Origin of the sequence: Rhodoferax sp. (assembly GCF_028715765.1) — a bacterium.
GTDB lineage: Bacteria > Pseudomonadota > Gammaproteobacteria > Burkholderiales > Burkholderiaceae_C > Rhodoferax.
In genome coordinates this window covers 1-20,103 of record NZ_JAQURE010000024.1, presented here as the reverse complement: position 1 = coordinate 20,103, position 20,103 = coordinate 1, and the positions used below count along the sequence as shown (strand labels likewise).

The 20,103-nt window shown below is 55.8% G+C and carries 28 protein-coding genes; 15 read left to right on the top strand and 13 right to left on the bottom strand.

The window, feature by feature from the left end; genetic code table 11:
• Nucleotides 1-42 precede the first annotated feature (42 nt).
• Together PHT20_RS09910 and PHT20_RS09905 are read left to right on the top strand one after the other, a co-directional pair.
• A complete protein-coding gene (locus PHT20_RS09910; protein WP_301020399.1) occupies nucleotides 43-1,251 on the top strand; it encodes an ABC transporter substrate-binding protein in 1,209 nt (402 codons plus the stop codon).
• A gap of 15 nt (nucleotides 1,252-1,266) precedes the next feature.
• A complete protein-coding gene (locus PHT20_RS09905) occupies nucleotides 1,267-2,163 on the top strand; it encodes a TatD family hydrolase (RefSeq protein ID WP_300080806.1) in 897 nt (298 codons plus the stop codon).
• A gap of 130 nt (nucleotides 2,164-2,293) precedes the next feature.
• Here the strand turns inward: PHT20_RS09905 and PHT20_RS09900 are convergent, their stop codons facing one another.
• The gene (locus PHT20_RS09900) at nucleotides 2,294-2,695 is read right to left on the bottom strand and encodes a type II toxin-antitoxin system MqsA family antitoxin (RefSeq protein WP_300080803.1); all 402 of its coding nucleotides are present in this window, start codon (nucleotides 2,693-2,695) and stop codon (nucleotides 2,294-2,296) included.
• Nucleotides 2,696-2,697: 2 nt separating this feature from the next.
• Nucleotides 2,698-3,000 (bottom strand): type II toxin-antitoxin system MqsR family toxin, encoded by a 303-nt coding sequence (locus PHT20_RS09895; protein ID WP_300080800.1) that lies wholly within the window; start codon nucleotides 2,998-3,000, stop codon nucleotides 2,698-2,700.
• Nucleotides 3,001-3,410: 410 nt separating this feature from the next.
• Here PHT20_RS09895 and PHT20_RS09890 point away from each other — a divergent pair, with 410 nt between their 5' ends.
• The 8 genes from PHT20_RS09890 (at nucleotide 3,411) to PHT20_RS09855 (ending at nucleotide 7,939) form a co-directional block, all read left to right on the top strand.
• The gene (locus tag PHT20_RS09890) at nucleotides 3,411-3,632 is read left to right on the top strand and encodes a type II toxin-antitoxin system PrlF family antitoxin (RefSeq protein WP_301020398.1); all 222 of its coding nucleotides are present in this window, start codon (nucleotides 3,411-3,413) and stop codon (nucleotides 3,630-3,632) included.
• A 12-nt stretch (nucleotides 3,633-3,644) separates the two neighbouring features.
• Nucleotides 3,645-4,055 carry a type II toxin-antitoxin system VapC family toxin gene (locus PHT20_RS09885; RefSeq protein WP_300080796.1) on the top strand — a complete coding sequence of 137 codons (411 nt, stop codon included), beginning with the start codon at nucleotides 3,645-3,647 and terminating at the stop codon, nucleotides 4,053-4,055.
• A 72-nt stretch (nucleotides 4,056-4,127) separates the two neighbouring features.
• A complete protein-coding gene (locus tag PHT20_RS09880; protein WP_301020397.1) occupies nucleotides 4,128-4,268 on the top strand; it encodes a hypothetical protein in 141 nt (46 codons plus the stop codon).
• A gap of 153 nt (nucleotides 4,269-4,421) precedes the next feature.
• Entirely contained in the window at nucleotides 4,422-4,676 is a 255-nt protein-coding gene (locus PHT20_RS09875) for a type II toxin-antitoxin system Phd/YefM family antitoxin (RefSeq protein WP_301020396.1), read from the top strand.
• Nucleotides 4,673-5,101, top strand: a complete 429-nt coding sequence (locus PHT20_RS09870; RefSeq protein ID WP_301020395.1) for a type II toxin-antitoxin system VapC family toxin — start codon at nucleotides 4,673-4,675, stop codon at nucleotides 5,099-5,101. The genes PHT20_RS09875 and PHT20_RS09870 overlap by 4 nt, the downstream gene beginning before the upstream one ends.
• 405 nt (nucleotides 5,102-5,506) lie before the next feature.
• Nucleotides 5,507-6,046, top strand: a complete 540-nt coding sequence (locus PHT20_RS09865; protein ID WP_301020394.1) for a hypothetical protein — start codon at nucleotides 5,507-5,509, stop codon at nucleotides 6,044-6,046.
• A gap of 119 nt (nucleotides 6,047-6,165) precedes the next feature.
• Nucleotides 6,166-7,062: a hypothetical protein gene (locus PHT20_RS09860; RefSeq protein ID WP_301020393.1), complete on the top strand. Its 897-nt coding sequence runs from the start codon at nucleotides 6,166-6,168 to the stop codon at nucleotides 7,060-7,062.
• Nucleotides 7,063-7,504: 442 nt separating this feature from the next.
• A complete protein-coding gene (locus PHT20_RS09855) occupies nucleotides 7,505-7,939 on the top strand; it encodes a CoA-binding protein (protein ID WP_301020392.1) in 435 nt (144 codons plus the stop codon).
• Between the two features lie 47 nt (nucleotides 7,940-7,986).
• On the opposite strand, the gene PHT20_RS09850 is transcribed toward PHT20_RS09855, so the two are convergent.
• A complete protein-coding gene (locus PHT20_RS09850) occupies nucleotides 7,987-8,334 on the bottom strand; it encodes a DUF2845 domain-containing protein (RefSeq protein ID WP_300080781.1) in 348 nt (115 codons plus the stop codon).
• Nucleotides 8,335-8,435: 101 nt separating this feature from the next.
• Here PHT20_RS09850 and PHT20_RS09845 point away from each other — a divergent pair, with 101 nt between their 5' ends.
• The 3 genes from PHT20_RS09845 (at nucleotide 8,436) to PHT20_RS09835 (ending at nucleotide 11,956) form a co-directional block, all read left to right on the top strand.
• Nucleotides 8,436-9,194 carry a spermidine synthase gene (locus PHT20_RS09845; protein WP_300081124.1) on the top strand — a complete coding sequence of 253 codons (759 nt, stop codon included), beginning with the start codon at nucleotides 8,436-8,438 and terminating at the stop codon, nucleotides 9,192-9,194.
• Nucleotides 9,191-10,975, top strand: coding sequence for a GspE/PulE family protein (locus PHT20_RS09840; protein WP_301020428.1), 1,785 nt, complete (start codon nucleotides 9,191-9,193; stop codon nucleotides 10,973-10,975). Before PHT20_RS09845 ends, PHT20_RS09840 begins: the two co-directional genes overlap by 4 nt.
• Nucleotides 10,976-11,044: 69 nt before the next feature.
• Nucleotides 11,045-11,956, top strand: coding sequence for a DMT family transporter (locus tag PHT20_RS09835; RefSeq protein WP_301020391.1), 912 nt, complete (start codon nucleotides 11,045-11,047; stop codon nucleotides 11,954-11,956).
• A gap of 40 nt (nucleotides 11,957-11,996) precedes the next feature.
• Here PHT20_RS09835 and PHT20_RS09830 read toward each other — a convergent pair whose 3' ends face one another.
• The 8 genes from PHT20_RS09830 to PHT20_RS09795 all read right to left on the bottom strand — a co-directional run bounded on the left by PHT20_RS09830 (nucleotide 11,997) and on the right by PHT20_RS09795 (nucleotide 16,786).
• Entirely contained in the window at nucleotides 11,997-12,314 is a 318-nt protein-coding gene (locus tag PHT20_RS09830) for a DUF190 domain-containing protein (protein ID WP_300080777.1), read from the bottom strand.
• A gap of 10 nt (nucleotides 12,315-12,324) precedes the next feature.
• The gene (gene crcB, locus PHT20_RS09825; protein WP_301020390.1) at nucleotides 12,325-12,708 is read right to left on the bottom strand and encodes a fluoride efflux transporter CrcB; all 384 of its coding nucleotides are present in this window, start codon (nucleotides 12,706-12,708) and stop codon (nucleotides 12,325-12,327) included.
• Nucleotides 12,709-12,780: 72 nt separating this feature from the next.
• Nucleotides 12,781-13,437 (bottom strand): adenylate kinase, encoded by a 657-nt coding sequence (gene adk, locus PHT20_RS09820; protein ID WP_300080773.1) that lies wholly within the window; start codon nucleotides 13,435-13,437, stop codon nucleotides 12,781-12,783.
• Nucleotides 13,438-13,562: 125 nt separating this feature from the next.
• Nucleotides 13,563-14,333 (bottom strand): 3-deoxy-manno-octulosonate cytidylyltransferase, encoded by a 771-nt coding sequence (gene kdsB, locus PHT20_RS09815; protein ID WP_301020427.1) that lies wholly within the window; start codon nucleotides 14,331-14,333, stop codon nucleotides 13,563-13,565.
• A gap of 5 nt (nucleotides 14,334-14,338) precedes the next feature.
• The gene (locus PHT20_RS09810; RefSeq protein ID WP_301020389.1) at nucleotides 14,339-14,521 is read right to left on the bottom strand and encodes a Trm112 family protein; all 183 of its coding nucleotides are present in this window, start codon (nucleotides 14,519-14,521) and stop codon (nucleotides 14,339-14,341) included.
• Between the two features lie 55 nt (nucleotides 14,522-14,576).
• The gene (gene lpxK / locus PHT20_RS09805; protein WP_301020388.1) at nucleotides 14,577-15,662 is read right to left on the bottom strand and encodes a tetraacyldisaccharide 4'-kinase; all 1,086 of its coding nucleotides are present in this window, start codon (nucleotides 15,660-15,662) and stop codon (nucleotides 14,577-14,579) included.
• 8 nt (nucleotides 15,663-15,670) lie between these two features.
• Nucleotides 15,671-16,093, bottom strand: coding sequence for a biopolymer transporter ExbD (locus PHT20_RS09800; protein ID WP_301020387.1), 423 nt, complete (start codon nucleotides 16,091-16,093; stop codon nucleotides 15,671-15,673).
• 66 nt (nucleotides 16,094-16,159) lie between these two features.
• Nucleotides 16,160-16,786, bottom strand: a complete 627-nt coding sequence (locus PHT20_RS09795; protein ID WP_301020386.1) for a MotA/TolQ/ExbB proton channel family protein — start codon at nucleotides 16,784-16,786, stop codon at nucleotides 16,160-16,162.
• A 335-nt stretch (nucleotides 16,787-17,121) separates the two neighbouring features.
• On the opposite strand from PHT20_RS09795, the gene xseA reads away from it, so the two are divergent.
• The gene (gene xseA / locus PHT20_RS09790; protein ID WP_301020385.1) at nucleotides 17,122-18,453 is read left to right on the top strand and encodes an exodeoxyribonuclease VII large subunit; all 1,332 of its coding nucleotides are present in this window, start codon (nucleotides 17,122-17,124) and stop codon (nucleotides 18,451-18,453) included.
• Nucleotides 18,454-18,496: 43 nt separating this feature from the next.
• A complete protein-coding gene (locus tag PHT20_RS09785) occupies nucleotides 18,497-19,078 on the top strand; it encodes a Fe-Mn family superoxide dismutase (protein WP_301020384.1) in 582 nt (193 codons plus the stop codon).
• 112 nt (nucleotides 19,079-19,190) lie between these two features.
• Here PHT20_RS09785 and PHT20_RS09780 read toward each other — a convergent pair whose 3' ends face one another.
• Together PHT20_RS09780 and PHT20_RS09775 are read right to left on the bottom strand one after the other, a co-directional pair.
• On the bottom strand, nucleotides 19,191-19,643 hold the full coding sequence (locus PHT20_RS09780; RefSeq protein ID WP_301020383.1) for a DUF192 domain-containing protein: 453 nt from the start codon (nucleotides 19,641-19,643) through the stop codon (nucleotides 19,191-19,193).
• A gap of 74 nt (nucleotides 19,644-19,717) precedes the next feature.
• Nucleotides 19,718-19,954, bottom strand: a complete 237-nt coding sequence (locus PHT20_RS09775) for a hypothetical protein (protein WP_301020382.1) — start codon at nucleotides 19,952-19,954, stop codon at nucleotides 19,718-19,720.
• Nucleotides 19,955-20,103: the final 149 nt, after the last annotated feature.

Below are 20,103 nucleotides of genomic sequence, written 5' to 3'. Positions count from 1 at the left end.
GCTATTCTCATTTTTCTCAAATTTTTTTGAACGGATGCGGTAATGAACAAGACCTTGATTCATCAGTGGCTGGGGTGTGCGGTGCTTGGTTTATGCGCTGTGGTGTCTCAGGCTCAAGCGCAAACCGCCACACCAGTGCGAATTGGCTGGATTGGGCCTTTGACGGGGCCATCGGCTGATTTTGGTGTGCCCATGCTCAACGGTGCCAAATTGGCAGTCGAAGAAATCAACGCGGCAGGCGGCTACCTCGGGCGCCCGATTGAACTGGTCATCAAAGACGACACCGGCGTGCCCGATGTGGGTTTGGCGCGTGCCCAAGAGCTGATCACCGACAAAGTGGCCGCTACCGTGGGTTTTTGCAACACCGGTGTGGCCATGAAAGCACTGCCGGTGTTTCAAACCGCCAAAATGCCCTTGATCGTGCCTTGCGCCACGGGCACGCCCATCACAGAAAAATACCCCGCGCCTGAGAGCTTCATCTTTCGCACGTCTGCGCGCGATGCCATCCAGGCGCCATTTGTGGTGGAAGACATTGTGTCGCGCGGCTGGACGCGTGTGGCGGTGTTTGCCGACACCACCGGTTATGGCGAAGCCGGTTTGCAAGATGTCATCAAAGCACTGGCCGCCAAAAACCTCAAACCTGCTTACATAGCCAGGTTTGCGCTGGGGGTGAAAGACTTGAGCCAAGAACTCAAAGCCGCGCAAGCGGCCAACGCAGACGTGGTGTTCAGCTACACCGTGGGGCCTGAAAACGCGGTGATTGCCCTGGGGCGCAAAGCCATGGGCTGGAAAGTGCCACAAGTTGGGGCCTGGCCGCTGTCTTTTCCGTTTTTCATTGACGGCGCCAAAGATGCGGCTGAAGGCGCTTTGATGGCGCAAACCTTCATTGCCGAGCCTAGCAACGAACGCCGCCGGGCTTTTTTGAGCGCCTATGCCCGCAAATACCAGGTCAACAAAATCACTGTGCCCATGGCCGCTGCGCAAGCCTACGACACGGTGTACATCTTGACTTATGCCATTTTGGGCATTCGCAACGGCGATTTGTCGGGGGTGTCTATCAAAGCCGCGCTTGAGCATATGCAGCGTGTGTATTACGGTGTCACGGCCACCCACCAGAACCCTTTTGCCAAAGATGACAAAGACGCCGTCAGCATGAACATGCTGGTCATGGGCATGGTGAAAAATGGCACTGTCACTTTTGCTTACCCGCAAGACAAAACCAAAAACCTGTTTGTGCAGCGCAAAAAATAGCCACCGGTTTCGTTCATGTCTGCACTGCGCTGGATCGACACCCACTGCCATCTTGATTACATAAGTTTTAGTGCTCTAGCGCCCTATTTACAAGCGCAAGCGGCTACAAAAAACAGAGTAAATTGTGTGCTGCCTGCAGTGCATGTGGGCAATTTTGAGGCGGTGCACGACTGGGCACATGCGCACGCCGGCAGCTATTGCCTGGGCATTCACCCGCTTTACGTGGCGCAAGCCCAAGACCATGACCTGGACGTGTTGGACGCCACGTTGACCCGCTACCAGCATGACCCGCGGCTGGTGGCGGTGGGCGAAATTGGCCTGGATTTTTTTGTGCCCGAGCTTTGTCTGAGCCCCTTGCGCGAACGGCAACAGCACTTTTACATGGCGCAGCTCAAGCTGGCGCGCCAACACGGCTTGCCCGTGGTACTGCACTCGCGCAAATCGGTGGATCAGGTGCTGAAAGGGCTGCGAGAGGCGGGGCGCATGACCCAGCGCAACCCCGTTGTCTCACAGGCTTTGCCTGACCAACCCCTGTGGCATGGCATTGCCCACGCCTTTAACGGCAGTGCCCAACAAGCGCACGCTTTGCTGGCCATGGGGTTGAAGCTGGGTTTTGGCGGTGCCTGCACCTTTGAGCGCGCTCACCAACTGCGCCATTTGGCCGCCACTTTGCCGGTCGATGCCATCGTGCTGGAGACCGACGCGCCCGACATGCCACCGCATTGGCTTTACACAACCGCGGCGCAACGTGCCGCAGGCCAGTTGCAAGCCATCAACACCCCGGCCGAGCTGCCACGCATTGGCGCAGAAGTGGCCGCCTTGCGTGGCATCAGCCCCGCCGCCTTGGCCGCCGCCACCTGCCAAAACGCTTTGCAGGCTTTGCCTAAACTTGGCTTGCTTGATGCGGTTTAGCTATTTTTTGGCTGCGCATGGCTGCTGATTGAGGTGCAATTTTGGTTTTTCAGCAGTTGCCAATGTGGCTGGGGCGTTTTTGAGAACTGTTCTTGCTTGAATCAGTTCTGAGCGGCGAGTTTCAACCAGGTCAGGTATTTCTAACTTCGGTAAGCATATCTGGATGTCGATCCAGCAGCTTGAATAACTTGACCAAGGCCAACGGTGGCTTGGTCTTGCCGTTTTCATAGCGCGAGAACGCATTGACGCCGCCGCCAAAGAGTTCAGCAGCCTGCCGTTGGTCAAGATCGAGCTTCCTGCGCACCTTGGCGATATAGCTTGGATCGACATAGGCGGCATTGACCTGCCGTTGAAACAAGCCAACCATTTCGCTGTAACGGTCACCATGTTCACGGTTCAAGATGGCTTCACCGCAAGCTGGACAAAAGTCGCCTGTTACCGCTGGGATGGTGGTGTTTTCGCCCTTGTAGGTAAAGGGCATATCGCGCGTGTCGTGGATCAGTTCCGCCGCGCCGCAACATGGGCATTTCATGGTCATAGCTCCTTGAAGGAAACGATCAACACGTCATCAATGACGGTCAGTTTGAGATACACCTCGTCACCGTTGGCAGTCTTGGCTCGGTAAACGTCTTGCCAGACTCGGTGATCTGCATGGGTCGTCATGCTTTTGTAGAAGTCGGTGGAGCTGAGCGCCAAGACAACGGCACACATCCCGTCCAAGTTGTTGATGCCAATTTCACGTGCTCCATTGAATGCGCTGGCTGTGGCTCTGACCTGCCCCGCCTCTATCAAGGCTTTGACGACTGGCAGCTTGCAGTGTGGGGTGCTTTTCTCCATAGGGTCATCATAACCTAATACGTTAATTTACCAATTAGGTTAAAAACGCGCAGAAGGTGACGCTGCAATTTTGTGCAGCAGACGTTTCAGGTTCAATTGCGCGAGTAAATCGACCGTTAGTTGACGAAAATTTCAGGATGGAATTTGGCTTTTGTCGGTCGGCAATAGGCTGAAAGCCGGTTTACACGATAGTCCGGTATCTGGTGGTCCAGCCCATCACGCCTTCAGAAGGCGTTCATGGCATTCGGCAACGTGCCCATTGCCGACAATGAGACTCCATAAATGCCTTCCTGAAACCAGCCCTTGAAACCCCTGTGACAAGGTTATCAATCCTGACGGCAACATTCTTTCATTGTCAAAAAAACGAAAATCAATTATCCTTACAATTATTGTTTATGTAAGGAGTTTTAATGTCTGAATCCACCATGACTGTCAAAGGGCAAACCACTGTTCCACAACCGATACGGGAAGCTATGCACATACAGCCTGGAAGCAGGTTGACTTGGAATCTGATGCCCGATGGGACAGCCATTGTTCGCGCAAAAACCAAGTCTGTGCTCGATTTAGCTGGCATGCTCAAAGCCCCGCCGGGAATAACGGTTAGCATCGAAAGCATGAATCCGTGGCGTTAGGGGTTTCAAAATATGGCGGCTCTTGATACCAACGTTCTGGTTCGCTTCCTGGTTCAGGACGATGCCAAACAAGGCTTGCTGGCCAGGGAGTTGATTCGATCAACTTTGGCGAAAGGTGAGCCACTTTTTGTTCCTGTGACGGTGATGCTTGAGTTGGAGTGGGTGCTGCGTTCAAATTTTGGCTTCGACAAAGCACAGATTATTTTGACTCTGACGAGCTTGCTCGCTGCATCTGAGCTGTCTTTCGAGTCTGAAAAATCGGTGGAAGTGGCGCTTGAACTATTCAGGCAAAACAAGGCAGATTTCTCGGATTGCGTTCACATCGCCTTAAGTCACTCAGCTGGAATGACACCTATGTGGACTTTTGACCGGGCGGCCTCCAAAGTGGATGGTGCCAAATTGCTTTCAGAAAAATTGAAATAGAAAATCTCAGAGCATTGCGATTGCATTGTGGTACCCAAATGCAGCCGCAGATGACGGACTCTTACTGGTCGTTTGCCGGTACTCAAGCTGCCACGCATTGGTGCAGAAGTGGCTGCCTTGCGTGGCATCAGCCCCGCCGCCTTGGCCGCCGCCACCTGCCAAAACGCTTTGCTGGCTTTGCCCAAACTTGAAGCCGCTCTTTATAAGCCCTAGGATGCTGACCCGGCATTGCCCCAAGAGAGCGGGTTCTGCGCATGGTACGGATGGCATCAAGAAAACGACCGTGTTCTGACGTTGGGTACAGACACTTGTCTGCTTTTTTTTGTAGTAACATTACTACATATATCAGCAATATGAGGCGTCGCAATGACCATCACAACCCTATCCAGCCGCGAGTTCAATCAAGGGGCGAGCGAGGCAAAGCGGGCAGCAAATAACGGGCCGGTATTCATCACAGACCGAGGCAGACTGGCTCATGTGCTGATGCGCTTTGAGGACTATCAGCGGCTCACCAGGCAGCGGCGCAACATTGCCGATGCACTGGCCATGCCGGGTGTGGCTGACATCGAGTTTGAGCCACCGCGCGTGACCATTGAGCCCCGGCCTGCTGATTTCTCATGATGTTTGTTCTTGATACCAACGTGGTGTCCGAACTGCGCAAGGTACGGCTTGGCAAGGCTGATTTGAGCGTTGCGGCATGGGCGCAAAGCGTGGATGCCGCTGACCTGTTCGTCTCGGCCATCACCATCATGGAACTGGAGCTTGGTGTTCTTGCGATTGAGCGAAAGGATGCCACCCAAGGGGCCATGCTGCGCGCGTGGCTGGAGCAACAGGTATTGCCCGAGTTTTCCGGGCGCACGCTGCCCGTAGACACCTCCGTGGCACAGCGCTGCGCCCGGTTGCACGTACCAGACAAGCGTGGCGAGCGAGATGCACTCATCGCCGCAACGGCGCTTGTGCATGGCATGACGGTGGTCACTCGCAACGTCGCAGATTTCAAGCCCACTGGGGTGACCATCCACAATCCGTGGGAGGCTCAGCAGTGATGCGTGGCAGATATTGCGGGATGGGAACTAAAAGTGCGACGCGAGTGAATCATCAGATATGTCGCCTGTGCAGCGATAACTGACAGCCACGAATGGCTGGTCACTGGCATTCCAATTTAATGAATTTCGTTATCCTGCGCTAACCGTTGGTGGAGCTTTACCCCAATGAAATGGCAGTGCAAGAAATGGACTTGGGCATCCATGCATTCCGACAACCACAATTAGCCCTGCTGTAAGCGTTTAATCAGCACTTTTCTACGCATAAATTTTAAGAGGCACGTCTACAACCGACGCTCAGCATGTAAATAACGCTACTTTTTTTGACAATCATGCGTAGAAAGCTTTTTAGCTTCAGCTTATCTGTAAAATACCCACCAACATTGGTATTGCAAATAGGGAAAAAGTATGAAAAAGCTAATATTGACGATATTGTGCGTCTCGGTTTCACTTGTTGGTTGTACCACCTCGTCAAAAGACATCGCAACAAATTATGTTTCACCGATTCAGTTCCAGTCTTACGACTGTGATCAACTCCAGAGCGAAGCTGTACGGATCCAATCACGAGTTAGCCAATTAGGTGGTCGACTCGATGAGGCAGCGTCTAACGACAAAACGATTACAGGGGTCAGCATGATCTTATTTTGGCCAGCACTATTTGCTCTCGGAGGTACAAAACAGCAAGAAGCAGAATATGCACGGCTAAAGGGTGAATATGATGCAATTCAGCAATCGTCAGTCAATAAGAAATGTTTTAATTCAGCGACTAAAACTGTTCGTACGGAGAAGCCCTTGATCGTAACATCAGTCAAATCTAGAAATGAGGGTGTCAATTCACCGGAAAAAAATAGTGAAGAGAAACTGATTGAATTAAAACGTCTTTTTGATGCAGGCCTGATTAGCACTGAAGTATATTCAGCCCAACAAGCGGCAATTCTCGGTGGATAGTCAAAACTATAAGTAAGCAAATCTAATTTTCTGCAGGTAGTTGGTTGTTTATTACAAAATAAACCTAGTAACTCTAGAAAATTAATATACTAGATTCACATTAAACAATGGGCAATTAAATGAATAATAAATCTCTTATCTTGGCAATATTAGTTAATTTAACTACGGTTGCATCGGGAATAGAAGTCGGTCAGCAAGTTCAAAATACAATTTCAATCAATGGAAGAAATGGAACTGAGGTTTATGCAAACTTTCCATTGATCGAAGGTCAATGGTCGGTTGAATATACGGATATACGCGGGAACAATAGTAATTCAAATTTCCGAAATATAAATCTCATGCAGTTTGAGGGCGGTAAATTAAAATTGGCTTCGGAATACTCTATAAAAGTTGATGGTTCAACCACTCGATGGACAGATGAACCTTGTAAGGTTGAGCCCACTTTGCATAAAAATAATTATGGGACGAGTCTTTGGAAGCAAAGGTGTCTTGTTATCGAGCCAATCACATTCCTTCAGAACAATAATGACGTTACTCGGGCAGCACTTAGTTCCTTGGCGAGTAGGGGAATTAAAAATGATTTTAATTCATTGCGTTTAACTTATACAAGATATGGTGATTCTGATAAATTTATGCGAATCAGATTTCACCTTTTTCCTTCAACTTTTGGCCTAGAAAATCCTACTGTTGGAAGTATGAATACATCACCGTGGAGTCCTGTAAATGTCGCATCAGATCCAGCAAAAGTTCAATTCATTAGCGCCTTGACGAATTATGCAGAACGCTTAGTAAAAAGTCTCGATTTGGCGTATGAGACAGGAGGTTCTGTAGCTCCAATTCCTGCATTCATGTATCCTGAATCTTTGACTGGAAATAGGGTTGAGGTAAATGAAATTGTTAGTGAATTGCCTTCTAAAGAAGAACGTCTAAAATATTTGAAAAAAATATTTGAAAAAGGTCTTATTACTAAAGATATATATGAGGCGCAACAAAAAAATATTCTAAGCAATTTTTAGTCTAAGAATTTCTATTTCATCTTCAGCTACTCTTGCAGGTTCAATTTCAGAGGATTAATTTTACGACTTTTGGTTTACCGAAGTAGGATATTCCATCAATTTCAATCTAGTGCGTTTACCAATCCAATTCAACGTCACTATTTTTGGCATATCGTAATCTTTTTGACTGACTGGTATTAGGCGACCGGTTCCGAAAAGCGGTTGTCTGCAATCGACCATTTTGCTGACCGAACATGACAATGAACCGGACATTCCTTAACCATCCGGTTGTGTTATCGGGCAACATGCCACAGGCAACCTTCGAGCATTTGTCGGTTCTGTTTTGTTGAGCTAGGTTTGGAATAGCCGTTGGGATTCGTTTCAGAATAGTCCAAGTGCAGAAGTGCGGTTGCGCCCGAGGCGAATCCATCACAATGCAACATCACTTTCTTACCGACCCGCCATGAACCCCAAGCCGCCTTCTGAACTGCAAACCATCACCCACATCCTGACCCACTGCCGCACCGTGGCGGTGGTGGGCATGTCGCCCAAACCCGAGCGCGACAGTTACCGCGTGGCGCACTACATGCAAGCGCAGGGTTGGCGCATCATTCCGGTGAACCCGGTGGTGGCCGGGCAGACCTTGCTGGGTGAGCATGTGTTTGCCACCCTGACCGAGGCAGTGCAGCATGCTCAGATTGACTTGGTGGACGTGTTTCGCAACAGCGCAGACGCGGCGCCAGTGGTGGCCGAAGCCATGGCCTTGCAGCTGCCTGCTGTCTGGTTGCAACTGGGTGTGTGCAACGACACGGCGCTGGCATCTGCCCAAGCCGCTGGCGTGTGGGCGGTGCAAGACCGCTGTTTGAAGATTGAGCACGCCCGCCACAACCACCCATGAATCCGCTGGGCGCATGTCTGGCTGTGATGTCTGGCTTTGCCGTCTGGTTATTGCACCCGGTCGCCATATTTGATGGAGACAACTTTGCCTGCGTCGATTTGCAGCGTGGTCATGAATTGGCCGCGGCCTGGGTTGTAAGTCCACTCATCCACATGTCTGCAGGAGGGCACCACAACCGCAACGCTGGCACCTGCCGCTGCACTTTGTGTGGGTTCAATGGGTTTACAAAACGTGTCTTTGATCACGGGTTCACCGCAGCGCAAGAGCAGTGAAGCGCGCGAATCCCCCACATTGACTGACTCGTTCTTGCAGCGCAAGTATTCGGCCGACGCCACATGCGGCAGTAGCAGAAACACAGCGATGAGGGCTAGCAGTGGCTTGCGTTGTTTGTTCATGTAGATACCTCTGATGTTGGTAAGAGCTGCTGCGCAGAATACCTGAATTCACTGGCTGCACCGCTTTGAATTTCACCCAAGTCAGCGCGGATAATTCGGGCATCTTGAAAAAACATACCCACTCCCTCCCCGAAGTTAATTTCTCTGATGACGGCCCGGTGCGCCACTTGCACCTGGGTACCGAATGGATTCAGGGCTCCATGTACCTAGACTCGCCCAACACGCTGGTACACGAATACATCCAGCGCATGATGGCCTGGCTGCTGTTTGTAGAGCCAAGCTCGGTCAAAGACCGGCAAGCGGTGCAACTGGGCTTGGGCGCGGGCTCGCTGACCAAGTTTTGCGCCAAAGAGCTGCGCATGAAAACCACCGCCATCGAGCTCAACCCGCAAGTGCTGGTGGCCTGCCGGGGCTGGTTCAAACTGCCCGCTGAAAACGCCCGCATGAAGATTGTGCTGGCCGATGCCGCGCAAGAAATCCAAAACCCCACATGGTTTGGCACGGTGGATGCGCTGCAAGTGGATTTGTACGACCACGAAGCCGCCGCCCCGGTGCTTGACAGCTTGCCGTTTTACAACCACTGCCGCCGCCTGCTCACGCCTGAGGGCTGCATGACGGTGAACCTGTTTGGCCGGGCGTCGAGCTTTGCCCGCAGTGTCGAAAAAATGTCAGCCGCCTTTGGCAAAGACGCCATTTGGGCGTTCAAACCCACGCGCGAGGGCAATACCGTGGTGCTGGCGCAGCACACCCCCAGCCGCCCCAAACGTGAGGTGCTGATGGCGCGCGCCGACCAAATTGAGGCGCAATGGGGCTTGCCCGCCAGCAAGTGGGTACGGGTGTTCAAACCCATGCTGACATGAGAGCCGCCGCCACGGCCAAGCCCGATGGCGCAGAGGCCTCTGGCCCGCTGGACTGGCGCAAACTGGTGCGCTGGCTGCAGCAAGATGGCGAGATCAGCACCGAGGAAAGTCAACGCATTCACACCCGCTGTGCCCAGGCCGAGAGCGTGCAGCACCCGCTGGTGCGCTTGGCCAGCGTGGTGGTGTACCGCGCGCTAGACGGCAAGCCGTTAGACCTTGAGTCACTGACCCAATGGCTGGCCAAGCGCACCGGCTTGGGCTATTTGCGCATTGACCCGCTCAAGGTTGACGTGGGCAAGGTGGCCGACGCCATGAGCGCGGTCTATGCCGAGCGGCACAAAATTTTGCCAGTGCAGGTCACTACCCATGAGGTGGTGGTGGCCACGTCAGAGCCGTTTTTGACCGACTGGGTGGCCGAAGTCGAGCGCCAAAGCCGACGCAGCGTGCGCCGGGTGCTGGCCAACCCGCAAGACATCACCCGCTACACGGCGGAATTTTTTGCCTTGGCCAAGTCGGTGCGGGCAGCGGCCAAAAGTGGCAACAACGCGGGCAGCAGTTTTGAGCAACTGGTGGAGCTGGGCAAGAGCAACAAGCAGTTAGACGCCAATGACCAAAGCGTGGTGCAGGTGGTGGACTGGCTCTGGCAGTACGCGTTTGACCAGCGCGCCAGTGACATTCACCTGGAACCACGGCGCGAGCAGGGCGTGATCCGTTTTCGCATTGACGGCGTGTTGCACCCGGTCTACCAAATGCCCACAGGTGTGCTGGTGGCCATGACAGCGCGCATCAAACTGCTGGGTCGCATGGACGTGGTGGAAAAGCGCCGCCCGCAAGACGGCCGCATCAAAACCCGCAACCCCAGTGGCGCAGAGATTGAAATGCGTATCTCAACCCTGCCCACCGCCTTTGGCGAAAAAATGGTGATGCGGATTTTTGACCCTGACACCACCGTCAAAGACCTCGACGCGCTGGGTTTCTCACTGCATGACGCGCAACGCTGGGAGGCACTGGTGAAGCGCCCCAACGGCATCATTTTGGTGACCGGCCCCACTGGTTCGGGCAAAACTACCACGCTGTATTCCACCTTGAAGCGGGTGGCCACGGAAGAAGTGAACGTGAGCACGGTGGAAGACCCCATTGAGATGATTGAGCCATCGTTCAACCAAACCCAGGTGCAGTTGCAGCTTGACTTTGGTTTTCCGGAAGGCCTGCGTGCCCTGATGCGGCAAGACCCCGACATCATCATGGTGGGTGAAATCCGTGACCAGGCCACCGCTGAGATGGCGGTGCAGGCCGCGCTGACCGGCCACTTGGTGTTCAGCACCCTGCACACCAACGACGCACCCAGTGCCATCACACGGCTGATGGAGCTGGGTGTGCCGGCCTACCTGATCAACGCCACGCTGCTCGGTGTGCTGGCGCAGCGCCTGGTGCGCACCTTGTGCAAGCATTGCAAGCTGCCCGACCCAGCCGCCACCCGCGAGGCATTGGCCGAGGTTGTGAAACCCTGGCAGCTCAATGGTACCTACAAGCCGTTCAAAGCGGTGGGGTGTGTGGACTGCCGTTTGACTGGCTTTCAGGGGCGCATGGGTTTGTATGAGTTGCTGGTGGTGACTGAGGCCTTCAAAGAAAAAATCACCCGCGAGCCCAATGCCGATGCCCTTAAACGCCAGGCCATTGCCGATGGCATGCGCCCCCTGCGCCTGGCCGGTGCCCTGCGCGTGGCCGAAGGCGTGACCGTGCTGGAAGAAGTGCTCTCAAGCACACCGCCCCTGAGCTGATGCCGCTGGCCTGCCCCGAGGGGCAGTTTCATGCCTTAAAAATTTATAAGAAATTAGCCTCTAGAGCTTATGGATAAAGCGCAATTAGCTACTAAAAATATAGTAATTGGGTTACTGCTGGCGACCTTTGGCGCCATCGCCTTCAGCGGCAAAGCGATCATCGTCAAGCTGGCTTACCGCCATGGGGTGGACGCGGTCACGCTGATCATGCTGCGCATGCTGTTTGCGCTGCCCATTTTTGCGGTGATGGCCTGGTGGTCCAGCCGTGGCAAGCCGCCACTGACCCGCCGCCAGGGCTGGGGCATTGTGGGGCTGGGGTTCAGCGGCTACTACTTGGCCAGTTTTCTGGACTTTGCCGGGCTGGCCTACATCAGCGCGTCGCTGGAGCGGTTGATTTTGTACCTCAACCCCACGCTGGTGCTGCTGTTGGGGCTGGTGCTTTACAAACGCCACATCAGCCGCCGTCAAGCGCTGGGCATGTCCATCAGCTACGCTGGTGTGCTGCTGGTGTTTGGCCACGAAATCAGCTTTGCCGGTGCCGATGCCGCGCTGGGGGCGTTGCTGGTGTTTGGCAGCGCCGTGAGCTATGCCTTGTATTTGAGTTTCAGTGGCGAAATGGTGCAGCGGCTGGGCTCGCTGCGGCTGGTGGGGTGGGCCACCAGCGTGGCCTGCGTGCTGTGCATTGGCCAGTTTGTGCTGCTGCGGCCATGGAGTGCCGCGCTGGTGGTGCCCGAGGTGGTGTGGCTCTCGGTGCTGAACGCCACGCTGTGCACGGCGGCGCCGGTGTTAATGGTGATGATGGCCATTGAGCGCATTGGCGCAGGGCTGGCGGCGCAAACCGGCATGATCGGCCCGATGTCAACCTTGCTGATGGGCGTGTGGGTGTTGGGCGAGCCTTTCACCGCCTGGGTGGCCGCTGGCACGGCGCTGGTGTTGGCGGGTATTTTTGTTTTCACCAGCCGGGCGAAGGCAAGTTCATAGGCCGGTCGTGGACAGGCGGTGTGGCTACTCTGGTGGGGGTTCAGGCGTCACCCGTCATGCCAAATTCGATGGGCGTTTTGACATAAAACACCTTGATATTTTCCTGGTGCAGGCGATCCATCAGACGCTGTACATCGGCAGCGCTGAGTGCCATCGTGACCTCAATGGGTTGGTCGGCCAATTCAAAAAAGTGAGCGCTGTGCAATTTGCCATCATGGCCAAAGCCTTCGCCTGCAGCAGTCAGTGTGGCACCACGCAAGCCCAGCTTTTTGGCCTCTAACAGCAGCCATTGCCCCAGGGGTGTAGTGCCGTGCAGACGATCTTGCTGGGTGAAAAAAGTCAGTTGGAAGCCGTTCATGGCGTGATCCTCAGGTGGGTTTGATCAGCTGCCAGGTGGCCAGGCCGGCCAGCGTCATGGCCAAGGAGCCCACCACATGGGTGGCAATGCTGGCCATGGCCAGCAGCAGGCGCTTGTCTTGCAGCAGCGTCACCACCTCGGCGGAAAAGGTTGAAAACGTGGTCAGCCCACCGCAAAACCCGGTGATCACAAGCAAGCGCCATTCAGGTGCCAACTGCGGGGTTTGGGCAAAAAATGCCATGGCCAGCCCGATCAGGTAGCCGCCCACCAGGTTGGCCACCAGGGTGCCGGGGGGGAGGGCGCTGAACAGCGCGTTGAGTTTGATGCCCAGTTGCCAGCGCAGCAAAGCGCCCAAGGCCGCGCCAATGGCAATGGCTAGGATGGGTTTCCACATGGCGAGGTTGGTGTGATCAAACAAAAAAAGCCCGAACCGTCTGCGGTATCGGGCTTCAGAACCGGGTGAACCTTAGCTGGCCAGTGCGGCCAAGGCACGGGTGGTGATGTCTTCCACGCTGCCGGTGCCGCTGATGGCGCGGTATTTGGGGGCGGCGGCGGGCTCAGCCTTGGCCCATGCGCTGTAGTAGTCCACCAGTGGGCGGGTTTGAGCGCTGTACACATCCAGGCGTTTTTTCACGGTTTCTTCTTGGTCGTCAGCGCGCTGCACCAGGGGTTCACCGGTCACGTCGTCCACACCTTCAACCTTGGGCGGGTTGAACTTGACGTGGTAGGTGCGGCCAGAGGCCGGGTGCGAGCGGCGGCCGCTCATGCGCTCAATGATGGCGTCAAAGGGCACGTCAATTTCAAGCACGTAGTCCAGCTGTACGCCAGCCGCCTTCATGGCATCGGCCTGTGGCAGAGTGCGTGGGAAACCGTCAAACAAGAAACCACCGGCGCAGTCGGCTTGGGCAATGCGCTCTTTGACCAGGTTGATGATCAGGTCGTCGCTGACCAGGCCACCGGCATCCATCACGGCTTTGGCTTGCACGCCCAAGGGGGTTCCTGCTTTGACGGCAGCACGCAACATGTCACCTGTGGAGATTTGGGGAATGCCGTATTTTTGGCAAATGAAGGTGGCTTGTGTGCCTTTACCAGCGCCAGGTGCGCCCAACAAAATGAGTTTCATGCGTGTCCTCGGGTGAGTTTGAGAAAAGAAGATTGGTTGAGATCATCGCTCTGACCAAATATCAAAGTGACGTCTGAACTCAGCTTATAGCGCTTAAGAATAGCACGCACGAGCTTTTGAAAGGCTTACACCTGCGCAGGCGCTTCAGAAAATGCGTGCCGCACCCGCGCCAAGTCTTCGGGGGTGTCAACCCCCGCTGGCGGGGCGTGTGGGCTGATGTGCACCGCAATTTGATGGCCATGCCACAGCGCGCGAAGCTGTTCCAAGCACTCTGTCAGCTCAGTGGGCGCTTGTGCCAGGTTGGGGAATTGGCGCAAAAACCCAACCCGGTAGCCATAAATGCCAATGTGCCGCAGCGGCGCAGGGTGGGGCAGTTGGGCAGGTGTGTCTCTGGGGAACGGCATCGGCGCACGGCTGAAGTAGTGTGCCAAACCTGCTGCATTGCACACCACTTTGACCACATTGGGGTTGTGAAAGTCGGCCACGTTGTCAATGGCGTGTGCCGCTGTGCTGATGCTGACGCCGGGCGAGGCATTTAGGAGCTCGGCCACGGCGCGCACCAGTAGGGGGTCAATCAGCGGCTCGTCGCCCTGCACATTGACCACCATGGCATCGTCGGGCAAGGCCAGCAGCTGGCAGGCCTCGGCCAGGCGGTCGCTGCCACTGGCATGGTCGGTGCGCGTCAACAGCGCTTGCACACCGTGCGCTTGGCAGGCTTGCACAATGCAGGCGTCGTCAGCGGCCACCACCACCTGGTCTGCACCCAGGTGCGCCACCCGCTGTGCCACCCGCACCACCATCGGCACACCGGCAATGTCGGCCAGGGGTTTGTTGGGCAGCCGGGTCGAGGCCAGCCGCGCTGGAATCAAAACGGTGAAGTGCATTGCCTGCGCCAGCGGTGTCAGAGCCCCAGCTCTTCGTCGGTCATTGGGCGGGCTTCGTTTTCCAGCAGCACGGGAATGCCGTCGTGCACTGGGTAGGCCAGGCGGGCGCTGCGTGAAATGAGTTCATTTTTTTCACGGTCATATTCAAGCGGCCCTTTGGTGACGGGGCAAACCAGCAGTTCAAGTAGTCGTGTGTCCATGTATGAATGATAGCCTGCGCCACCTTGAAATTCATACTGATGTGATGCTGCGGGGTTAACTCCCTCTCCCTTTGGGAGAGGACAGGGGTGAGGGCTGCCCGAAGGCAAGTGGCGTTTTGGTCAGCAGCGTGGCCAGGCGGGCGTCGAGCAGCTGGGTCAAGGGGGTGGGAAGTGTGCAGTGCAGCGGCACGGCCAGTGCATCGGGGCGCAAGTGCCACAATTTGACGGCATCTTTTTCAGTACAAATCAGGCTGTAGCCCTTGTATTCATTGCGCAAGGCACTCTCAAAATCAGCATGGTCTGACAGTGCCAGGGTGCGTGCTGGGATCACCCCTTGGGTGCGCAACATGGCAAAAAAAGCCTCGGGCTGGGCAATGCCTGCCAGTGCCAGCAGCGGTGCTTGGGCTTCTACTGATGTGTTTGGCGTCGTGACTTGGGTAGCGTGAGCCGCCAAATCCGCCAAGGCCACACAGCTGCCATCCGCGCGCACGGCCCACTGCGCCAGTGTGCGCTGAACCTGGAACCCCGCAAAGGCCGGGTGTTGGCCAGTGTGCAGCACCGCGTCCAGCGGGCGTGGCCAGGGTTCGCGCAACGGGCCTGCTGGCAGCAGCCAGCCATTGCCCACGCCACGGTCATCAAACACGCCAAGGTTGAGGTCACGGTGCAGCGCCAGGTGTTGCAAGCCGTCGTCGCTGACGATGAGCTGGGTACTTGGGTAAGCGGCCAGCAGGGCGCGGGCAGCGTCGATGCGACGCTCGGCCACAAACACTGGGGCCTGTGTGCGGCGCTGAATCAGGCTGGGCTCGTCGCCCACGTCGGTGGCAAGGGTGTGCGCAGTCACCTCAAAGCAGCCCTGGGTGCGGCGCCCGTACCCACGTGAGATCACGCCCACTTGCAGCCCCTGCGCTTGCCAGTGTTGCACCAAGGCCATCACCACCGGGGTTTTGCCCACGCCACCGGTCACCACATTGCCCACCACCACCAGCGGTACCGGCACGCGCTGGGTGGCGATCGCATGAAGCCGGTACAACGCCGTGCGCAGCCCTACCAAAGCGCCATACAGCAGCGACAGTGGCCACAAACCGCAAGCCAGCAGACCGCGCCGCGTCCAGGCCAGCTGCAGGGTGGTTTGCCAACGCATTGAACTAGTTAAGACCCGTTGGAGGTGGATTGGGTGGCGAAGGTGATTTGCGTCAGTCCAGCGCGGCGGGCAGATTCCATCACGGTGATGACCGCCTGGTGTTTGGCTGCGGCGTCGGCGTTGATGATGACCACCGACTCTTTGCCGGCTTTGGCGGCTTCGGCCAGGGCTTGCGCCAGCTCGGCCACGCTGCGCCCAGTCACAGCTTGCTTGTTGACGCTGTAGCTGCCCTCGGCGCTGACCGACACCAGCACCTCTTTGGGGTAATCGCGCTGGGCATCGACATCGGCCACGGGCAATTTGATTTGCATTTCCGTGAACTTGCTGTAGGTGGTGGAGAGCATCAAAAAAATCAAAATCACCAGCAGCACATCAATGAACGGGATCAGGTTGATCTCAGGCTCTTCTTTTTGGCGCGGTCGAAAGTTCATAAATTCCTCACAGCAAATCCCTTAAGACGCAGCGCACGTGCTGCCGTGCCAAGCCTGGGCAAGACCTCATTTGCGCAGGTGGTTCAGGTGGCGTGCCAGCTGCTCGGCCGAGAGCTCCAGGGTGAGCAAAAATTCATCGACCCGGCCGCGAAAGTAGCGCCAAAAAATCAGCGAAGGGATGGCCACAATCAAACCAAACGCGGTGTTGTAGAGCGCCACCGAGATGCCATGAGCCAGTTGCGCCGGGTTGCCGCCGGTGGCACTGCCCGCAGGTTGCGAGCCAAAAATCTCGATCATGCCCACCACCGTACCAAACAGCCCCATCAGCGGCGCGGCCGAGGCAATGGTGGCCAGCGCATTCAGATAACGCTCCAGCCGGTGCGCCACGCGCCTGCCCGTGGCTTCCATGCTGGCGTGCAACTCTTCTTGGCTGCACCCCGGGTGCGTGTTGAGTGCCCGCAGCCCGCTGGCCAGCACCTCGCCCAACGCCGAATTTTGCTCAAGCTGGTTGATCACATCAGGGCCGGGCACGTTTTGCCGGGTCACGGCAATCACTTCCTCAAGCAGTTTGGGCGGGGCAATTTTGGCGGTTTTCAGGCTCAAAAAGCGTTCAATGACCAAGGCCAGCGCCAGTATGGAGCAGGCTACCAAAGGCCAAATCGGCCAGCCAGCGGCTTGTATGATGGAAAACAAATGAAGACTCCACGCGGTAAGAAGAATGAGCTCTGCAATTATGGCGCAGCGTGGGTGGTTGACCGTGGGACTTCATGCTGCTGACAAAGGCGCCGCACAGTGTCCACATTTTCTGTGGATAACTTTGTGGAAAACCCCCGTGGCTACCGTCGCAAAGCACGGTTTAATGCGGGTTGTGGTGGGTTGATGACAATTTAAGCAATTAAAATAACTAATGAAATCAATAACTTATATCGAAAACTCGCGATTTAACGCTACCCATTTTGGGGTTATTGCGGTGCCTGGAAATTGTGGATTAGTGAGCACGCCAAGCCCAGTGAAACAAGGGTTTGCGCATGTTTGATGCTTCAATACCTGAACCCAAGGCGCGGGTTTGGCAAGTGGGCGCTTTGTGCCGTGCCATTGCAGACGCGCTGCAAGCACGCTTTAACCCGGTGCAGGTGCAAGGTGAATTGACTGGGTTTTCACGCGCGGCCAGCGGCCACTGCTACTTTGCCTTGAAAGATGCCAACGGGCAGTTGCGTTGCGCCATGTTCAAGCGTGCTGCAACCGGGTTGGATTTTTCGCCCCGCGACGGCGAGTTGGTTGAGGTCTCTGGCCGGTTGGGGGTGTATGAGCCGCGCGGCGACCTTCAGTTGATTGTGGAGCGCATGAGCCGCGCCGGCCTTGGCAATCTGTTTGAGCAGTTTTTGCAACTCAAAGCCAAGCTAGAGGCATTGGGCTGGTTTGACGCCGCACGCAAGCGGCCGCTGCCGGCCATGCCGCGCGCCATTGGCTTGGTTACCTCGCTTGGGGCGGCGGCGCTGCATGATGTGGTGACCACTTTGCAGCGGCGCGTGCCGCACATCCCGGTGATCTTGGCTCCTGCGTCGGTGCAAGGTGCCAGCGCGCCAGCAGAGCTGATCAGTGCGCTCTCAAAACTGTATCTGCTCACGCAATCACAGAAAGGGCTAGAGCCTGATTTGGCATCTAAAAATAAAACCCCTGTGGTGGATGTGATTTTGCTGGTGCGCGGCGGCGGAGCCATCGAAGACCTGTGGGCGTTCAATGACGAAGCCTTGGCGCAGGCGCTGCGGCAAAGCCCGGTGCCAGTGGTCTGCGGGGTGGGTCACGAGACTGATTTCACCATTGCCGACTTTGTGGCCGATGTGCGCGCCCCCACGCCCACCGCAGCCGCTGAACTGGTGGCGCAGCCGCAGGAGGCCTGGCTCAATGCCCTGGCGCACCAGCAGCAGCGTCTGATGGATGCACTGCAACGCGTGCTTGACCGGCACGACCAGCGCTTAGACCACGCCGCCCAGCGGCTGGGGCGGCCGTCTAACCGCTTGGCGCTGCAGCAGCTGCGGCTGGCGCAAACAGCACATCACATGCAGTCTGGCTTGCGCCAAACCATGGCGGTGCGGCATCAGCACCTGGATCATGTGGCCGCGCGGCTGCTGCCGGCGCTGCAGCGGGGCGTGCAAAGTCAGCAACAGCGCTTGGCACAAGCGGCCATGCGGCTGGGCTTGCTGGACCCGCACCTGGTGCTGGAGCGCGGCTACGCCTGGCTGCAAGATGCACAGGGGCAAGCCATTGGCTCGGTGCAGCAAACCCATGCGGGCCAGGTGCTGCGGGCAACCCTTGTCGATGGCACGGTTGATTTGACGGTGTCTGACCCGGCATCTTGAATGTTTTTACAATGATTTTTTTCACCACCCAAACGAGGATTACATGGAACACACCTTGCCCGCTCTGCCTTTCGCAATGGATGCCCTGGCACCCCACTATTCCAAAGAAACTCTGGAATACCACTATGGCAAGCACCACAACGCCTATGTGGTGAACCTGAATAACCTGCAAAAAGGCACTGAGTTTGAAGCCATGGACCTGGAGTCGATTGTGAAAAAAGCCAGCGGTGGCATTTACAACAACGCGGCCCAAGTCTGGAACCACACCTTCTTCTGGAATTGCCTGACTCCCAACGGTGGTGGCGAGCCCAGCGGTGCGCTGGCCGCTGCCATCAACGCCAAATGGGGCTCCTATGCTGCCTTCAAGGAAGCCTTTGTCAAAAGCGCCGTGGGTAACTTTGGCTCTGGCTGGACTTGGCTGGTGAAAAAAGCCGACGGCTCGTTGGACATCGTCAATATGGGCGCCGCTGGCACACCGCTGACCACCGCTGACAAAGCCTTGCTGACCGTGGACGTGTGGGAACACGCTTATTACATCGACTACCGCAACCTGCGTCCCAAATATGTGGAGACGTATCTGAGCAATCTGGTGAACTGGAAGTTTGCCGAAGCCAATTTTGCTTGATCAACTGCCATCACCGGCCACAAAAAAGCCACCTTGCGGTGGCTTTTTTTATATATAAAAATGGCTTCTAGAGCAATAAATACGGGCGTGAGTAGCTATATATTAAGTAGCATTATTGGCTGCCAAACGGCTTGCCAGAGAGCTTGAAGCCCGGTTTGATGCCTTTCTTTTGGAACCAGCCCTGGTTCATTTCCAGCACAAACCGCACCGGTTTTTCGGAGCAATGCGAGTCGGTGGTTTGCGGTTTCATGTCAGCCAAGTTGACGATGGTGCCGTCATCGGCCACAAAAGCGGCGGTCAGCGGCAAACGGGTGTTTTTCATCCAGAAACATTGCTCGCTTGGAAAGTCAAACACAAACAGCATGCCTTCAGCTTGCGGCATGCTGGCGCGGAACATCAGCCCGGTTGAGCGCTGCTCGGGCGTGGCGGCCACCTGGGCGTCAATCAAATACATGCCCGCCGTGATGGGGGTGCGCGGCAAGTTCATTTGTGGGTTGTCTTGCGCGTAACCCCATGAGGCAGTGGCCAACAGGGCGAAAAGTTGGGCAAATTTGTAGAAGTTCATGGATTGATTTTGCGGCAAACAGGTAAAAAAAAGCCCGCCGGAGCGGACTTTTTTGTTTCAAACCGAAGGCTTGATTACTGAGCAGCAGATGCTTTAGCTGCAGCTTTTTTGGCCTTTTTGGCTTTTTTTGCCTTCTTGGCAGGTGCTGCTTTGGTGGCAGCAGGTGCGGTTGCTTCAGCAGCAGGCGCGGCAGCCACAGGGGCAACAGCTGCTGGAGCAACAGCTGCGGGTGCAACTGCAGCAGCAGGGCCGGCAGCAAAAGCACCAGCAGCGAAAAGACCAGCGATCAGGGCAGCGAGAAGTTTGTTCATGTGAAAAGTCCTTGAAATAGTGTGAACCCAGATAGTCCATTAGGATTTTCAAAAGAAAAGTGGTGCAAACCTCCCAGTGCAGATTTCTAATGGATACCATTAGAAATTCCGTTTGAAATCATACGGTTATCCAACAGTCTGGAGGTGAG

Bases quoted from the DNA above. Each gene is read 5' to 3' on its own strand.
- PHT20_RS09910 (WP_301020399.1), top strand. From the start codon at position 43: ATGAACAAGACCTTGATTCATCAGTGGCTGGGGTGTGCGGTGCTTGGT.
- PHT20_RS09905 (WP_300080806.1), top strand. From the start codon at position 1,267: ATGTCTGCACTGCGCTGGATCGACACCCACTGCCATCTTGATTACATA.
- PHT20_RS09900 (WP_300080803.1), bottom strand. From the start codon at position 2,695: ATGAAATGCCCATGTTGCGGCGCGGCGGAACTGATCCACGACACGCGC.
- PHT20_RS09895 (WP_300080800.1), bottom strand. From the start codon at position 3,000: ATGGAGAAAAGCACCCCACACTGCAAGCTGCCAGTCGTCAAAGCCTTG.
- PHT20_RS09890 (WP_301020398.1), top strand. From the start codon at position 3,411: ATGTCTGAATCCACCATGACTGTCAAAGGGCAAACCACTGTTCCACAA.
- PHT20_RS09885 (WP_300080796.1), top strand. From the start codon at position 3,645: ATGGCGGCTCTTGATACCAACGTTCTGGTTCGCTTCCTGGTTCAGGAC.
- PHT20_RS09875 (WP_301020396.1), top strand. From the start codon at position 4,422: ATGACCATCACAACCCTATCCAGCCGCGAGTTCAATCAAGGGGCGAGC.
- PHT20_RS09870 (WP_301020395.1), top strand. From the start codon at position 4,673: ATGATGTTTGTTCTTGATACCAACGTGGTGTCCGAACTGCGCAAGGTA.
- PHT20_RS09865 (WP_301020394.1), top strand. From the start codon at position 5,507: ATGAAAAAGCTAATATTGACGATATTGTGCGTCTCGGTTTCACTTGTT.
- PHT20_RS09860 (WP_301020393.1), top strand. From the start codon at position 6,166: ATGAATAATAAATCTCTTATCTTGGCAATATTAGTTAATTTAACTACG.
- PHT20_RS09855 (WP_301020392.1), top strand. From the start codon at position 7,505: ATGAACCCCAAGCCGCCTTCTGAACTGCAAACCATCACCCACATCCTG.
- PHT20_RS09850 (WP_300080781.1), bottom strand. From the start codon at position 8,334: ATGAACAAACAACGCAAGCCACTGCTAGCCCTCATCGCTGTGTTTCTG.
- PHT20_RS09840 (WP_301020428.1), top strand. From the start codon at position 9,191: ATGAGAGCCGCCGCCACGGCCAAGCCCGATGGCGCAGAGGCCTCTGGC.
- PHT20_RS09835 (WP_301020391.1), top strand. From the start codon at position 11,045: ATGGATAAAGCGCAATTAGCTACTAAAAATATAGTAATTGGGTTACTG.
- PHT20_RS09830 (WP_300080777.1), bottom strand. From the start codon at position 12,314: ATGAACGGCTTCCAACTGACTTTTTTCACCCAGCAAGATCGTCTGCAC.
- crcB (WP_301020390.1), bottom strand. From the start codon at position 12,708: ATGTGGAAACCCATCCTAGCCATTGCCATTGGCGCGGCCTTGGGCGCT.
- adk (WP_300080773.1), bottom strand. From the start codon at position 13,437: ATGAAACTCATTTTGTTGGGCGCACCTGGCGCTGGTAAAGGCACACAA.
- PHT20_RS09810 (WP_301020389.1), bottom strand. From the start codon at position 14,521: ATGGACACACGACTACTTGAACTGCTGGTTTGCCCCGTCACCAAAGGG.
- lpxK (WP_301020388.1), bottom strand. From the start codon at position 15,662: ATGCGTTGGCAAACCACCCTGCAGCTGGCCTGGACGCGGCGCGGTCTG.
- PHT20_RS09800 (WP_301020387.1), bottom strand. From the start codon at position 16,093: ATGAACTTTCGACCGCGCCAAAAAGAAGAGCCTGAGATCAACCTGATC.
- xseA (WP_301020385.1), top strand. From the start codon at position 17,122: ATGTTTGATGCTTCAATACCTGAACCCAAGGCGCGGGTTTGGCAAGTG.
- PHT20_RS09785 (WP_301020384.1), top strand. From the start codon at position 18,497: ATGGAACACACCTTGCCCGCTCTGCCTTTCGCAATGGATGCCCTGGCA.
- PHT20_RS09780 (WP_301020383.1), bottom strand. From the start codon at position 19,643: ATGAACTTCTACAAATTTGCCCAACTTTTCGCCCTGTTGGCCACTGCC.
- PHT20_RS09775 (WP_301020382.1), bottom strand. From the start codon at position 19,954: ATGAACAAACTTCTCGCTGCCCTGATCGCTGGTCTTTTCGCTGCTGGT.